14 protein-coding genes and 1 pseudogene are annotated in these 14,496 nt (G+C 39.9%); 1 reads left to right on the top strand and 14 read right to left on the bottom strand.

Annotated features, from left to right (window positions below; all coding sequences use genetic code 11):
- Nucleotides 1-5: 5 nt before the first annotated feature.
- From AC4HAI_RS02175 to AC4HAI_RS02165, 3 genes are all read right to left on the bottom strand, one after another.
- Nucleotides 6-1,112, bottom strand: coding sequence for an ABC transporter permease (locus tag AC4HAI_RS02175; protein WP_491110236.1), 1,107 nt, complete (start codon nt 1,110-1,112; stop codon nt 6-8).
- Entirely contained in the window at nt 1,112-1,837 is a 726-nt protein-coding gene (locus tag AC4HAI_RS02170; protein WP_491110235.1) for an ABC transporter ATP-binding protein, read from the bottom strand. Before AC4HAI_RS02170 ends, AC4HAI_RS02175 begins: the two co-directional genes overlap by 1 nt.
- Before the next feature lie 369 nt (nt 1,838-2,206).
- The gene (locus AC4HAI_RS02165) at nt 2,207-2,875 is read right to left on the bottom strand and encodes a Fic family protein (RefSeq protein WP_491078431.1); all 669 of its coding nucleotides are present in this window, start codon (nt 2,873-2,875) and stop codon (nt 2,207-2,209) included.
- A 215-nt stretch (nt 2,876-3,090) separates the two neighbouring features.
- On the opposite strand from AC4HAI_RS02165, the pseudogene AC4HAI_RS02160 reads away from it, so the two are divergent.
- A pseudogene (locus AC4HAI_RS02160) lies at nt 3,091-3,213 on the top strand (type II toxin-antitoxin system YoeB family toxin); the annotation flags it as partial.
- A 90-nt stretch (nt 3,214-3,303) separates the two neighbouring features.
- On the opposite strand, the gene AC4HAI_RS02155 reads toward AC4HAI_RS02160, so the two are convergent.
- From AC4HAI_RS02155 to AC4HAI_RS02105, 11 genes are all read right to left on the bottom strand, one after another.
- On the bottom strand, nt 3,304-5,934 hold the full coding sequence (locus AC4HAI_RS02155; protein WP_491110234.1) for a DEAD/DEAH box helicase family protein: 2,631 nt from the start codon (nt 5,932-5,934) through the stop codon (nt 3,304-3,306).
- A 4-nt stretch (nt 5,935-5,938) separates the two neighbouring features.
- Nucleotides 5,939-7,870 (bottom strand): DNA methyltransferase, encoded by a 1,932-nt coding sequence (locus tag AC4HAI_RS02150; RefSeq protein WP_491110233.1) that lies wholly within the window; start codon nt 7,868-7,870, stop codon nt 5,939-5,941.
- 286 nt (nt 7,871-8,156) lie between these two features.
- Nucleotides 8,157-8,645, bottom strand: a complete 489-nt coding sequence (locus AC4HAI_RS02145) for a QueT transporter family protein (protein WP_491110231.1) — start codon at nt 8,643-8,645, stop codon at nt 8,157-8,159.
- A 267-nt stretch (nt 8,646-8,912) separates the two neighbouring features.
- Complete coding sequence (locus AC4HAI_RS02140; protein WP_491110229.1) at nt 8,913-9,758, bottom strand: alpha/beta fold hydrolase; 846 nt, start codon at nt 9,756-9,758, stop codon at nt 8,913-8,915.
- On the bottom strand, nt 9,739-10,764 hold the full coding sequence (locus AC4HAI_RS02135) for an NADP-dependent oxidoreductase (RefSeq protein ID WP_491110228.1): 1,026 nt from the start codon (nt 10,762-10,764) through the stop codon (nt 9,739-9,741). The genes AC4HAI_RS02140 and AC4HAI_RS02135 overlap by 20 nt, the downstream gene beginning before the upstream one ends.
- A 128-nt stretch (nt 10,765-10,892) precedes the next feature.
- Nucleotides 10,893-11,321, bottom strand: coding sequence for an Rrf2 family transcriptional regulator (locus tag AC4HAI_RS02130; protein ID WP_491110227.1), 429 nt, complete (start codon nt 11,319-11,321; stop codon nt 10,893-10,895).
- Nucleotides 11,322-11,564: 243 nt separating this feature from the next.
- Nucleotides 11,565-12,137 carry a DapH/DapD/GlmU-related protein gene (locus AC4HAI_RS02125; RefSeq protein WP_491078426.1) on the bottom strand — a complete coding sequence of 191 codons (573 nt, stop codon included), beginning with the start codon at nt 12,135-12,137 and terminating at the stop codon, nt 11,565-11,567.
- Nucleotides 12,130-12,483 carry a cyclophilin-like fold protein gene (locus AC4HAI_RS02120; protein WP_491078425.1) on the bottom strand — a complete coding sequence of 118 codons (354 nt, stop codon included), beginning with the start codon at nt 12,481-12,483 and terminating at the stop codon, nt 12,130-12,132. Before AC4HAI_RS02120 ends, AC4HAI_RS02125 begins: the two co-directional genes overlap by 8 nt.
- A 227-nt stretch (nt 12,484-12,710) precedes the next feature.
- Entirely contained in the window at nt 12,711-13,037 is a 327-nt protein-coding gene (locus AC4HAI_RS02115) for a carboxymuconolactone decarboxylase family protein (protein WP_491078424.1), read from the bottom strand.
- Nucleotides 13,038-13,039: 2 nt separating this feature from the next.
- Nucleotides 13,040-13,459 (bottom strand): cupin domain-containing protein, encoded by a 420-nt coding sequence (locus AC4HAI_RS02110; RefSeq protein ID WP_491078423.1) that lies wholly within the window; start codon nt 13,457-13,459, stop codon nt 13,040-13,042.
- 46 nt (nt 13,460-13,505) lie between these two features.
- Entirely contained in the window at nt 13,506-14,369 is an 864-nt protein-coding gene (locus AC4HAI_RS02105; RefSeq protein WP_491078422.1) for an aldo/keto reductase, read from the bottom strand.
- Nucleotides 14,370-14,496 lie beyond the last annotated feature (127 nt).

Below are 14,496 nucleotides of genomic sequence, written 5' to 3'. Positions count from 1 at the left end.
CCTTATTATACCTTACGATAACGTTTTAGGCCAACGATATTTGCAAACGTTAAGATCGCTAAGAAAACCAGCAATATCAAGATGTCATAGGCAATGTCTCCAAGACCTTGTCCGTACAAAATAACTCTGGTCAGCGCATCACCAGCATAGGATAGGGGCAAAACTTTTCCAATATACTGAACCCAGTTGGCCATAGAATCTAGAGGGATGATACCTGAGAAGAATAACTGTGGCATAATAACCAAGGGAATGAACTGCATCATTTGGAACTCAGACTTGGCTAGCGTAGACATGAGAATACCAAAGGCCAAAGCCACAAGTGCCATAACAAAATTCACCAAAACGACACTAACAATATTGCCGACGACTTCAACATCCATCAACCAGATGGTAGAAAAAACGATGACCAAGGTTTGAACTGTCGCTAGTAGGCCATAAGACAACATATAGCCAAAGACAATTTCACTACGACGAACTGGCGTTGCCAAGAGGCGGTCAAGCGTACCAGTGGTGCGCTCTTTGAGCAAGGCCATTCCTGAAATCAAGAAGACAAAGAAGAAAACGATAAAGCCCATGAGGATAGGGAGCATTTTAGAAAAGAATCCAGTGTCTTCATTCCCATAGTGATAGCTTTCTTTAATCGATACTTTAGCGCTGTCTTTAGGCAATGATTGGGCCAATTTAGGATTGGCCTTAGCCATTGTGGTCACTGCTGTTTTTAATTGATTTACAGCTGACGAACTAAGCGCAGCTTTAAAGGCTTGTTTGGTAATGGTGGTTTTACTAGCATCAGTGTTGGCATAGGTCACCTCATAGGTATGGGCATCCGTTTGCTCAATGATCCCATCGATCTCTTGGCCACTTAGAGCCTTCTGCGCTGCTTCCTTACTCGTGTAGGCTTCCACGTCAACATGATCTACCTTGTCCAAGGTTTTAACCACTGCATCAGAAACATCAACTGTGCCCAGGCTTACAGAAGTCGTACTATTGGCCGAAAACATGATATTCATCAACCACATGATAAAAATTGGAGCCACAAACATCATGGCTAGGGTGCGTTTGTCCCGCAATAACTCTTTGATAACTTTTTTGGTAATGGCAAGTGTCCGCATCAGTTTTCCTCCTCATCTTCTGCTTTCAAAAAGACATCTTCAATGGTCGCAACCCCATAAATTTCTTTGAGGGCAGCTGGCGTATCAAAGGCAATGATGTCCCCATGTAGGAGAAGAGCCACCTTGTCGGTCAACTCTGCCTCATCCATGACATGGGTCGTGATAAAGATGGAGCGGCCTTCCTGACGAATCCGATCGAGCTCAGCCCAGATCTGACGTCTCAGAGCAGGATCAATCCCAACTGTCGGCTCATCCAAAATCAGCAAATCAGGATGACCAAGTAGGGCAATCGCCAAGGAAAGGCGACGCTTCATCCCTCCAGAATAACCACTCACGTACTTATCAAGGTGCTCTTCCAGATCAACCACTCGTGCTAAATGATTGAGCTGGGACAGCAAGTCATTTTTTTTGATGCCCTTCATCTGACCATAAAATTCAAGATTTTCAAACCCTGTCAAACTCTCATAAAGCGCATCTGATTGCGCCATATAACCAATTTCACTCAAAATGTGGCGATCAGGCATCTCCTTATTAAGAATCAAGGCTTGACCGCTGTCTCCCTTTTCCATCCCTAGCATGGTTTTAATCATGGTTGACTTTCCAGCTCCCGAAGGTCCAATGAGACCAATAATTTCGCCCTTACCTACCGAAAGGGTCACATCATTTAAAACGATTTGGGGACCAAATGATTTTTTCAGTACTTTTAAATCAATTAGTTTTTCCATTTGCCTAACCTTCTTTCAATGAATCGCTCGCCCTAGCCTCAGCGACTTTTAGAATCAGAGTCACTAGTGATCCCAGTTCTTTAAATTAGCTGTCGCCAGCACTCGAGCTTTAAGTGAGTGATTACTCACTTTGACATTTGCTATTATAGTGAGTGATTACTCACTTGTCAAGAGTTTTTTAGAAAAAATAAAAAAAAGCCTTTGAGTATAGGACTCAAAAGCTGAGGAAAATCTTTTAGTGGGGTTAAGTTTAATCAAAGAACACCTGTATTGAGAACAAGTCTTACTCCCAACCACTGTGCCTAGGCTGTGAAATTGGCTAAACAAATAGGACTTATAATTTTGTCTCAGCCTCTTTTTGGTATCCCATTAAAACTGCGTCATGCGCTCACGTTCATAGGCTAGTGAGCTCGCTAAAAGTGCTGTGAGCTCAGCTACATCTTGATTTGCCAAAAGTTGCATATACTCTGCACGATTTTCTTTACTAATGATGACTGGTGCACCGAGGAGTTTCATGGCTAAGTACAAAACAACCATTCGTCCTGTACGTCCATTCCCATCAGAAAATGGATGAATCCGCTCAAATTGGATATGAGTGTCAGCAAGCACCTCTAGGACTTCAGCATCGCCAATCGCCAAATTGAGTCGGTAGGCTAGATTATCGGCCCACTGGCGCATGAGTATCGGCGTCTCCTCAGGACTGGCCGTTTTAAACTCAGCACCGACAATGGCATTTTGCTGCTGCTTAAATAACCCACGGTCATGTTGCAAGCGATCGACAATCAATGAGTGTAAATCCTGTACTTGCCCCAGCACAAAAGGTTCCTTATCCTTTAACAAGCCCAACACATACTGAAAAGCCTGCTTATGATTTTCAATCTCATAAAACTCACGAATGCTCTTGTGACCACTCGGAAGTGTACTTTCTAAAATGATGCTGACTGTTTCAGGAAGGGAAATGGTATTGCCCTCAATAGCGCTGGAATGGTAGGCCATTCTGACTAAGACATCATCTAAATAGTCCTGTTTATAAACCATATGTCATCTCCTTAAATTACTGTTTCATTATACCATGAAATACCTTAGCCAGTACTCTTTGACGACCAAGTTTATCCAATCAACACTCACTAGAAACCATCATTTATTTTCATGATTTTAAAAGTAATAAAACCCTCAGTTATTATGGCAACCGAGTGTGAGAGCTAGTTTACAAGATATCTGACTAAAAAGTAGGGAGAGAATTAGTAAGCTCAGAGTCTTTAAACTATCGGTATTCTAGAGCCTGGTCTCGGCGTATTACAGATGAACACCAACTAGTTTATACGGTGGATCAAGAGAACAGTTATTTTCTATCTATTCGAGATCACTACAAATAACCTCAGTCATGATAACTGCGGTTATTGTTGTATTAGGATAGACCAAGCTACTTTTTTTAAGAGATAAAGACAATCACATATTTTATTTCCTCAATACAAACCTCTTAATTTCTCTTTGAATTCTTTCTTAGTCAGCTGTTCATTATAGAATGGCAATCCAATAATTCGGTAGTTATCATCATTCAATAATGTTTTTGCCTCATCTTTTTCAGTAATCTGAGTCAAAAACCTTTGCTTCCAGCCTTCTTTTCCATTTTCAAATTTGCCATTAGCATCTTGAAACTGGCTTCCCTTAGGTTCAATAAATAACTGCCAAGAGATATTTCCAGTCTCCCTATCATTTGCAAACATTAAGAAATCTGGCTCAAACGCTTGTCCAGCATCGAAACTATAAATTTTAACAGCTTTTTCATTCCTTAACAAATAAATATCAGACCATTTTTTCTCTAACTCCGACATCATCCTACTTAAAGTTTGGACAAGATACTTTTCTTCACTTGTCCCAAAATTGTCATCATAGGCATACCAAGGTAATACATCCAGATCTTCATAAATATTGGTTTCACTTCTATCTTTTTGTGATCTACCAAATTCTGAATCACCATTCAAAGCAATTGTATACTTCCGTAAAATTTTACTTTCAAATAACTCACTGATAGGTTTTGCTTCAAACTGTTCTGTACCTACAAAACGTTCCTCAGTGGTTATTAAATCTTTCTCCATGTACTTCAATAGCTGTTCGACAATATAGAGTTTATTCTCTTGTGATAGGAATTTTACAGAGTTTTCTGCACCTACTATTGTTATTTGCACTTTCTCAAGCTCCGCCATAAAACCAGACATTGAGGTTAAACCAAAAAAGATATCTTTTAAGCGGTTAAAAGTATAATTGGGATTTTGGTTTATGGCAAATCGGATGATATTTTTTTCAATTTTACGACCTAATTTAAAGGTATCGACTGTTGAGAGACCTGCAACTTCTGTATCTTCTGATGCAAACGCACTAACATCCATTGATCGTTGAGAAGCTAGCGTTACTTCAAATTCCTCAGGTATAATTCTGTCACTCAAACTAAGTTGTTCGTGATTTTTCAAGTAAGCAGTATAAGGAATACGTCTATTTACCCACACTTTACCATTCTGATAGGTTCTTGTTTTCATGAACTCAGTTTTAAGACTCAATTCACGCTCAACCAAGGCCTGATCATCATAAATACCAGATTCACGAAGAACTTGTTTAAGTTCTGAAATATATTTAGGATTATTAGCAGAATGGTAGTGAAGTTGTTCGATGACTCGCAATTCATTGAACTCATTATCATCAAATTTGCGAATGTACTTCTCCTCAACTTTTCCATCAATTACAAATGGATAGTAACGAGCTCCACGACCGATAAGCTGTTTTTCTGCATTAGTGGTCTTTCCTGCAACAAAGCCCTTTTTAGTTGTCTTGCCATCACGTGTATCATACAAACGAACAATATCAAATAAGTTTAAAACATCCCAGCCTTCATTGAGCATATCCACTGCGAAAATGGCACGAATTTCATTAGACGGAGACTCTAAAGTATTCAATTCAACAAGATTATCACGACTTTTATTTTTTCCATCAATAAGAAGCAGCCGCTCTTGCCTAAAGTCTTCCTGCAATTCTTCGATAAGGTTATGATCACTAATATCCGAGTGGTCAAAATAGTCAAAAGCTTTCTTCAAAATACCATCAGTAGCTACTGCTCTCTGAGCTTGAATATCTTCTTCTCTAATCCGACTCAACAAATCAAGAAAACTCTCTAAGTTAGCTTTACTGTCCGCAATTTTTTGCGACTTAAACATAACAAGTGGCTTAAGATAAATACCATGTTTAAGAGCCACTTTCTTTCTATATTGACTGATGATAATGGCTTGTAACATGCGTGTAGGAAGGTCATCATCAACCAAATGGAAAAGAACATCTTTTGAGTAACCATCTAAGCGAAACTCTTTTAAATCGTATTTGAAAATTAGATGTTTTTCATAGCGCTTTGCTAAATCTGAATTTGTTAAGTCAATAGTCGCCGTAAATTCAAGCAGACTTGACCGTTTAGCAGTTTCCTGAATTGTAGCAATGGTTGAAGTCCAACTATTGTTATCGTCTTTTTCCGCTTTACTAAGTCCAGCATTTAGATGGTGGGCCTCATCAGCCAGCAAGACAACCGAAATATCTTCGAATTGGTCGTAAGTTAAGCAGTTTTCTCGTGGTGTATGAAGATCCTGATGCAGTTTTTGAATCGTAGTAAAGACAATATTGATGCTATCTTCTTGGCTATCCGAAAAATCGCTCACTTCACGCACAGTTACAATCTGATTATCAATGACAATCTTATCTGCAAAAAGATACTTACCTGTCCCATTTTCAAGGAAATTAGCCCTAGTCTTGGTCAGGATATTATCATTATTAACAAAGAAAATAAAGTTACGTTCACCCTGCTTATACTTTTCAATGATCATCGCAGCCATGAGTAAGGTTTTACCAGACCCTGTCGCCATATTAAACAGCAAATGCTCTGGTAACACTCTATTGGTCTCATCGTTTTTGTAATAGATATACCTTCCCAGCGCTTCCTTTTGGTAAGGACGCAAATCATGGCGGACGTTCCTATCAATATAATCTGGAACCTTCTCACTGAAATTCACAAATCCATTATCACTAGCACTATCATAGATTTCGTATAAAAATGACATTTGGTCACTCCTCACCATAAAACTGACGGTTCAATTTTTTATCGTTATCTGAAACCTTATAATCAGTATCTTCCATATCCTCATAATTGACGTAGAGATTATTGTTATCAATAATTTCTAATAAAACCTGTTTTTGTTCGGCAAGACTAAGTGCTAAAAACTCATCAACTTGAAGTTTTTTAGGATCAACTCGATAAGATAGGAAGGAAGATTGTTTTGCAGTCTCAAAAAGTTCTAAAAGTTCACTAGTTTCAGTTGCATTTAGAACTGCTTGTTTGAAATCTTCGGCATCGTTTTTTAATTCCGCATAAACAAAGGAACCACCACCGGACCAATTGACGTCTTTTGAGATGCCACCTTGCTCACCAGCAATAACTTTTTTCAACCGCTCAACGGAAACTGTCTCAATATAGTCCATCTGTTCAATACCGATATACTGGCGGTTCATCTTATGGGCAACCGCTGCAGTTGTACCAGAACCAAGATGATAATCTAAAATCAAATCACCATGATCAGTAAACATTTCAATAAAATATTTAAGATACTTCTCAGGTTTTTTTCCATTCCTAAATGAAATTTCGCCCTCAGAATTTACTGTATTATACTGTGATACAAAATCAACAAAGTTTGGATAAGGTTTATAAGTATACTCACTACCTTGAGGCTTTCCTGGATAGTAAACCCCATTCTTATTACCAGTTTTAGGAAGTTCAAACACTCTATATGGTAAACCATCATCACCCATTTCAGGCACTGTGAAAATAGTTCCTTCAGGGAACGAACTAATAAGAGGCTCTATATTTGCTACATAAAATCGACCGCTAGAATTTTTTTCTCGTATACTTCCTCGAATGGACATTGACTTTCTTCCACCCTCGTGTCCCTCAGTTCTAACAATTTTAAAAGTATCAGGCAAATATATATTAACTTTCTTACCACCTAAAATCATCGACTTAAATGGCACCTCTGGTAATTCAAAATCATACTGATAATCTGAAATAGATTTTTTTATAGCTTGTTTTGGCATCTTGAAACTTTTACTTTTACTATATACCAAAGCATATTCCATAACATCATTAAATTCTTTATCACCTGTTAAACTTCTTTCCGGATGTCTAACTAAAACATTTAAATCCATTTTATGACATTCTTCGGTGAATAATTCATCCATCAGCACTCTAGTATAGGGAAATTCATGGAAGCTAATTTGAACAACAATGATACCATCTTTACTTAATAATTGTTGGGCGATCTTTAACCTATTTTTCATAAATGTTAGCCATGTACTTCTATTGAAATTATCATTATATCCAAAAGAGTCACTGCCTGTATTATAAGGTGGATCAATATAAATCAGTTTTACATTTCCAGCAAAACGTTTCTTCAAACTATGAAGTGCAATGAGATTATTTCCCTTGATGATGAGATTGTCTGTATCTTTCAACTCTTCAACGTCATGCTCTCCATTTTCATCATAGCGCTTAAAGTTAGTCAATACTTTTTTATCCAATAGACGATTAATCTCAGTTGGCGCTAAGGTTTCATTGAAGAAAATTTCCTGTCGTTTGGCATCTTCTTTATCCTGCCCTCCTTCCAGAACACAGTCCTTATAAGGAAAATTAAGAACGACCTCCTTATTTTCAGTCAAATAGTGATTGTCCGTCGCTAAGCCAATCTTTGTCTTGTAGGCTGTAAAGCTATCAGGAAGAAACTCTTTATTATTCAAAAATTGGAGAAAGACATCTTGCTTGAATACAAGAACGCCGTCTTCAATTTCAGTGAAAAAATGACTGGCAATTGTATCGTTCGATTGTAAAACTCTAAGCAAGGTCACATCATACTTTCGAGCAAGATCAGAGAGCAGATTTTTATTCAGCTTACCATCAATCATAAAATCTGATTGACTGCTCAATAACTGTTCCAGTTCATGTTTCATGTCAAATCCCTTTCATGTTCCTCGGAAAGGGACAGCAATTAGTATTAGTGTATTACTATGTAATACACTAAGGGTACCCTTAGTGTATTACTATGTAATACACTAAGGGTACCCTTACCTCAGATTTTATTTCCATACCATTATAACACGACCTAGCTTCTTGTGATCGCTTGATTGAAAAACTCGAAGCCAATTTTTCTCCCACACATTCAATTCTCTCAATTATTTTCACTTTTTGAAAATAATCAAAAACCCTTGATTGACGACTTTCAACCAAGGGATCTAACTATTTGACAAGGAATCTTGCTAGGGGTGTTTTGAGGTATTTATCAACGATAAAGACACCGATGACGGCAATCAAGAAGTTTGAAACACCTACAGAAAAGACGCTGAGAGCAAAAGCCTTGCTTTCAAATGGAATCTTGGTTACGTAAAAAATGACGCATGAAACAACAAGACCAGCTGTTAAGGCGTATAAAAAGCTCTTAAGATAAGCTGATTTGAAGATTTTATTATAGACGAATAGGGATAGAGTTTGGATGACAAAGCCACCCAAGACATCAATCAGGCCGAAACCTGTAAAAAAGTTACTGACCATGACCCCGATCACGAGACCATAAGATAGCTTTGGAAAGAAAAAGGGAACTGCCATCAAGAGTGTTGATAGGCGAAATTGGAAAATCCCACTTGAGATAGGGTTGATGAGGGTCAGCACTAGATAGATGGCTGCGATCATAGTATTTTGTGCGATGAGTTTGGTAGATAGTTTGCTCATGGTTCACTTCCTAATCTTATTCTATAATTTTGTCATTGCTATTGCTTACAAACTTACAAGAGACAAGACCATTATTGTAACAAGAATAGTAGCTGAGGTAAAGAATTGTTTCTGGAGAACTAGAGCGTCAGCATGTTTATAGCCTCGTCTAAACAGTAGCATTTTAGCCGGTTTAGCTTCATTTTATGCGGTCATATCCCTTCATTTGCTAGCTTGGTGGCTAAGTGTTTGCCGATACCGTCTGTTGATCCAGTGATGAGGATGGTTTTAGTCATGTGACACTCCTAAGAAATCCTCTAAATCCTTAGCAAATTGATCAGCATACTGAAAGAGCGAACCATGACCAGCATTGGGATAGATGATCAGCTGGCTATTGCGAATTTTTTTGTGCATGATATAAGAATTTTCCGTCGGCACCATCATGTCCTTATCCCCATTGGCGATAAGAGTCGGTTGGCTGATAAAGCTCAGGTCGTCCTCTGCTGACTTGCCCCAGCGTTTGATGGCTTTAAGCTGATGCAGGAAAGACGGAACTGCCATGGCCTTGTCCGCATAAGCCTGATTACGGCTGTCTAAACGACTGAGAACCTTATCCGCTTCTATTTTGCCCTTATCATCATGCCTGTAAAAAATATAGCGTTTAGGATCTACGCAGTGAAAACCAGCACGCGCCATGTAACGAAAGGTCGTTGCCGTTACCTTATCAATACCGACGCCGCCTCGGTGCCCTGTCCCAACTAGAACGAGGCGGTTGACTAAAGTTGGCGCAAGCCGCACGACTTCTTGAGCGACCATACCGCCCATGGAAAGCCCCAGTAGATTGACGCTGGCATAACCCATGGCCTTGATAATTTCAATCACCTGATCAGCCATGCCTGGAATAGTTGGGGCAACCTTACCCTCGCTTGCTCCAACACCCGGTAAATCAAGCAGAATGACATGTTGTCTTTGAGTCAAAAGGTCAATCAGCTTAGGATCCCAGTTATCCATGGTTGCTGCTAAGTGAACCAGCATGACCAAAGGCCGTTCTGACTTACCTTTTGCGATTTCACGGTAGGCGATTTTGTTGCCATTAACAGCAATATATTGGTTTTTAGTTGTTAAATAAGCCATGTTTTACTTTCATGCTGAGGACTGTTTTACCACGTGAGCGACCATTAGCGATTTTGTCTAAGGCTTTATTGATATCTGAAAAGGCAAAGACGCTATCTATAGACGGCTTGATCTGGCGCTCAGTAAAGATATCTGCCACTTCCTGCAGCTGCTTACCATTGCTTTCCACGAAGATAAAGTCATAATGGATCTCGTATTTATCAGCCATTTTATCGAATTTACGGCCAGCTTGAGCAAAGAGAAGCTGCTTATATTTGGGAAGCTTCATACGCTTAGCAAAGGCCCCATTGGGCATAGCACGGAGCGAAACCAAGTGCCCAGTAGGTTTTAAGATCGTCATTTGTTTCTCGGTTTCTGCACCGCCTAATGTGTCCAAAACCAAGTCAATATCTGACAAGAGCTCGGTATAATCCTGTGTTTTATAATCAAAAAATTGGTCCGCACCAAGTGCTAGGACACGATCACGACTATCAGCTCCGCCATTGGTGATAACACTCAAGTCCTTAGCCTTAGCAAGAGGGATAGCCATAGCACCGACACCACCGGTTCCACCTGAGATAAAAAGGGTCTGCTCGGCTTTGGCATCCATCAGCTCTAAGGCCTGCATAATGGTTAGAGCAGTCAGTGGCACACCAGCTGCTTCTTCATCAGTCAGATAATCTGGAACGATAGCCAAGGCTTCAGCATCCACTGCCACATATTCGGCAAAAGCACCAATACTATCTAGCGGCAGGCGTCCAAAGACACGTTCCCCCTGCTTGAATTGGTTCACATTGCTGCCGACCTCCTCGACTATACCGACTACTTCGTTACCAGCGATGAGAGGCGTTTTGTAGGGGACAATCATCTTGACTTCACCACGAGTAATCATGTTATCCAGTGGATTAACACCGGCAGTCAATACTTTGATAAGGACTTGGTCTTGCGCTGGTGTTGGCTTTGCGACATCGACTAGGTCAAGGTTGAGGTTGTTTTTGTTGTAGGCGTTTAATTGTGCTGCTTTCATGATTTTCTTCTTTCTAATTTTTGAAACTAGCAGAACTGGGTCTGTTAGTTATTGAGGTAATTGTCAACTCTTTCTTGTTCTTGTTTTTAGTACAGATACAAGTTGGTTTAAATTATTAGCCAAGCTCATTACTTGGCTAAACACGATTGTTTATAAAGGTTGGCAAGGACATCCGTCAAACTTTGACCAGCTAGCTCCTCTGCTAATTGTCTTTCTGCTTGTTGGAAGACTGGGCTGATGGCTCCTTCGATATGCTTGCCGATAGGACAAGCCTTATTGGCATGCTGATGAACCTGAAAAAGCTTGACTTGCGCCACTTCTTGGGTCGCATAATAGATTTCAAGCAGACTAATGTCTGAGGGAGCCTTGGTAAGCTCATAGCCGACCTTGCCCTGATGCGAGGTCAATAAATTGGCGTTTTTTAAAAGGGCAATGACCTTTCGGATATAGCTAGCATTGGTCCCAACGCTTGTCGCCAAGGCTTGTGAGGACAAGCTTTCCTTAGTTTCAGCGATCATAGCTAAAATATGGATGGCCACTGAAAATTTCGTATCCATAGCACTCCTTCTCTAAGCAATTCATTCAAATCATAAACTGATAAAATACAAACTTGTTCTTGTTTGTGATACAAGTATAGGGTAAATGCTTTTGCAAGTCAAGGATTAAGCTCACCCATCGTTCATCAATGCTATCATCGAGATTTTTAGTCGACCATTTAGTTCAAATGTTCAAAAAAAAGCAGGCAGCTAATTTCTCAAATGGAATTTTATCTTTTAGTCAAGACTATTCTGCCTTCCCTGTTAACAATCGTCAATAAACTTAATGACTTCAGCCGGAACCCCAGCAACTACAGTATTGGCTGGAACATCCTTTGAAACAATGGCTCCTGCTGCTATAACAGCATTTTCACCAACAGTTACACCGGGCAAAATGGTAGCATCTGCTCCAATCCAAGCATTTTTCTTGATGGTAACAGACCTGAGTTCTAACTTGTGACGAGCTTTTGGAGGTAAGGGATGATTCACTGAGATTAGCTTGGCCCGAGGTCCAATAAGCACACCGTCCTCAATAACAATACCGCCCAAGTCCACCATCAAAACCTCTTTATTAATATAGATGTTTTTTCCAAAATCAATGTGGCGACCAAAATCAGTTTGAAAGGGAATGTTGATGGTGACGGTATCGTCAATCTTATCTTGAGTCAACTGTTCTATGATTCGTCTGGTACTGGCAATGGTTTGAACTTGGGTATTCAACTCCTGCACCAACGACTGATTTTCAGCCTGAATTGCTGAAATAAGCTGACGTATCCCATCTTTCTCAGGCACTAATTTTCCAGTATTTATATACGAGTCAAAACGTTTATCAATCATTATCTTCCTCCAAGGAAAGGGTAATCCTTACACCGCCTTTCTCTGATAGACTGCTAGCAGTCTCTTCCATGTGACCAAGCTTGGTATAAGACCAGCTATTTGAGCCATAAAAGAGAACGACCTGGCTATCATTATAGAGCATGATGTCTCTCGGTTGAGCAGTTTGCTGCTTATTTTGACTGGGTAGCGTCATACCAAGGTCGCCAACTTGTTCAAAACCACCATAGGCTGACAGGTCTATAGTCAAATCCTGTTGGATGAGTTTTTCTTTTAAGACTGATACCGCCTTATTTTCTTCCCAAGTCACAGGAATTTTCTGTTCGTCTATCGATAAAGCAATTGACATCTGATTATCTCCTTTTTCCTGTTCTTGTTAGCTGGATAGTCTCTGTTCGTTAGACGAAAATGAGCTCATTGATTTAAGAATTAAGCTAAAAGTTTCACTTTAACGTTTGTGCGATGACAATAAAAAACGCATAAGATACTGTGGCTTTCACGTTAATCTGATACCTTGTTCAACTCTCAAACGGTTAACGTCTCTGTTCAAGTTATTACCATCAAAAAACACTAGAGTCACCCATCATTCTCCCAGACGTCCTTAGCAAGGCCAAAGGCTGACCAAGCTTTAGGCCATCCAACATAAAAGGCAATATGGGTGATGATCTCTGAAATTTCTGATTTAGTGATCCCGTTGTTCTTAGCTGTATTGAGATGATACTGGAGTTGTTCCCAGTTACCTGCTGTTATCAAGGCACTGGCGGTGACTATCGAGCGAATCTTAGGTGATAGTTCTTCCTCACGCGCCCAGACTTGTCCAAAGAGTACATCGTCATTAATCTCAGCAAACTTAGGCGCAAACTCGCCTAATTGATCACGTCCTGCTGTTTGTTTTTTTACCATTGTTACTTCTCCTGTTCATTAGCTGCGTCATACGCTTCATCTGTCACGGGCTCATAAAATTCACTGGCTCCAGCAGTGATTGCTACATGACTAAACCAAGAATCTTTTGTGGCACCGTGCCAATGTTTCACTCCTTTATCTGTCACAACAACATCACCAACTTTAAGATGACGTGCTGGCTTGCCAGCTTCTTGATAGAGTCCCTCACCACCAGTGACTAATAAAATTTGGTAGCCATCCAAATGCACATGCCAATTGTTACGACAACCCGGCTCAAAACTAACATTACCAACACTAGTAGAACCATCCGGCGCTTGTGCTAACATTGCCAGATAGGATTGACCCGTAAAACTAGCACTATAGGGATTTATTTCTCCAAACTCAAACAAAGGATTTGTCTTTACTTCTTCGTGTTTGATCATAACCTTTCACTTCCTTTTTGATCGTTTCTTTTTTTACAAACCAGACTTATAATGTTCCACCAAAAACAGGGAAAAAGCTATCCTCTCCATAATTCTCAATCGGATCCAAGTTTTTCAGCATTTCCATGTCTTCATCAGAAATGACAAAATTAAGTTCTGCATTATTTTTAATATGGGAAGGATTGGCGCTTTTTGGCAAGACAACCAAGCCTAACTGCAAATCATAGCGCAAGCACAGTTGAGCGACACTCACACCATATTGCGCCGCAATCGACTGGATATCTTGGCGTTTGAGGACGGCACCGTGACCAATTGGAGAATAGGCTTCTACGACAATGTCATTGGCATGGCAAAAGGCAATCAAGTCTCTAGGAGTATTGGTAATATGGCAAAGAATCTGATTGACCATTGGCTTGATCTCTGCGTGATCTAGTAAATTTTGCAGGTCTTCTTGTAAGAAATTAGACACGCCAATAGCCTTGACTAGACCATCTTTATAAGCATCTTCCAGAGCCTTCCAAACGTCTCGATTTTCTGAAAAGTAGCGGTTGTCTGATTGATTGACCTCCACCCAAGGCTGAGGACTGTGAATCAGCACTAAATCAAAGTAATCTAGATTGGCTTGCGCTAAGGATTGCTTCAAACTTTTAAGTGTAGCCTCATAGGTTTTATGCTCAGCTGCGATTTTTGTTGTAATAAATAGCTCCTCACGCGCAAGACCAGATGCTTTAATAGCCCTTCCGACACCCTTTTCATTTTCGTAAGCCTGAGCTGTATCAATGTGACGATAGCCAGCTTCAATAGCAGATAGCACTGCTTTTTCAGTCTCTTCATTTGACAAAAGCCATGTTCCTAGCCCAAGTGTGGGAATGCTATTCCCGCTAGACAATGTTAAGGAATTAATGACCATGACTATTTCCTCCTCGCTTCTCTGTACAAGCTCAGTATACGCTTTTTTCGCTTCTAGGACAAATACCTATATCATATACATTCTATGCCTTTAAAGCATATTTCAACTATCCATGATATACTAAATA

The organism is Streptococcus sp. ALY_208 (assembly GCF_058314295.1).
Note: the sequence above shows the minus strand (reverse complement) of the source record. Positions and strands in the feature narration are given on the sequence as shown.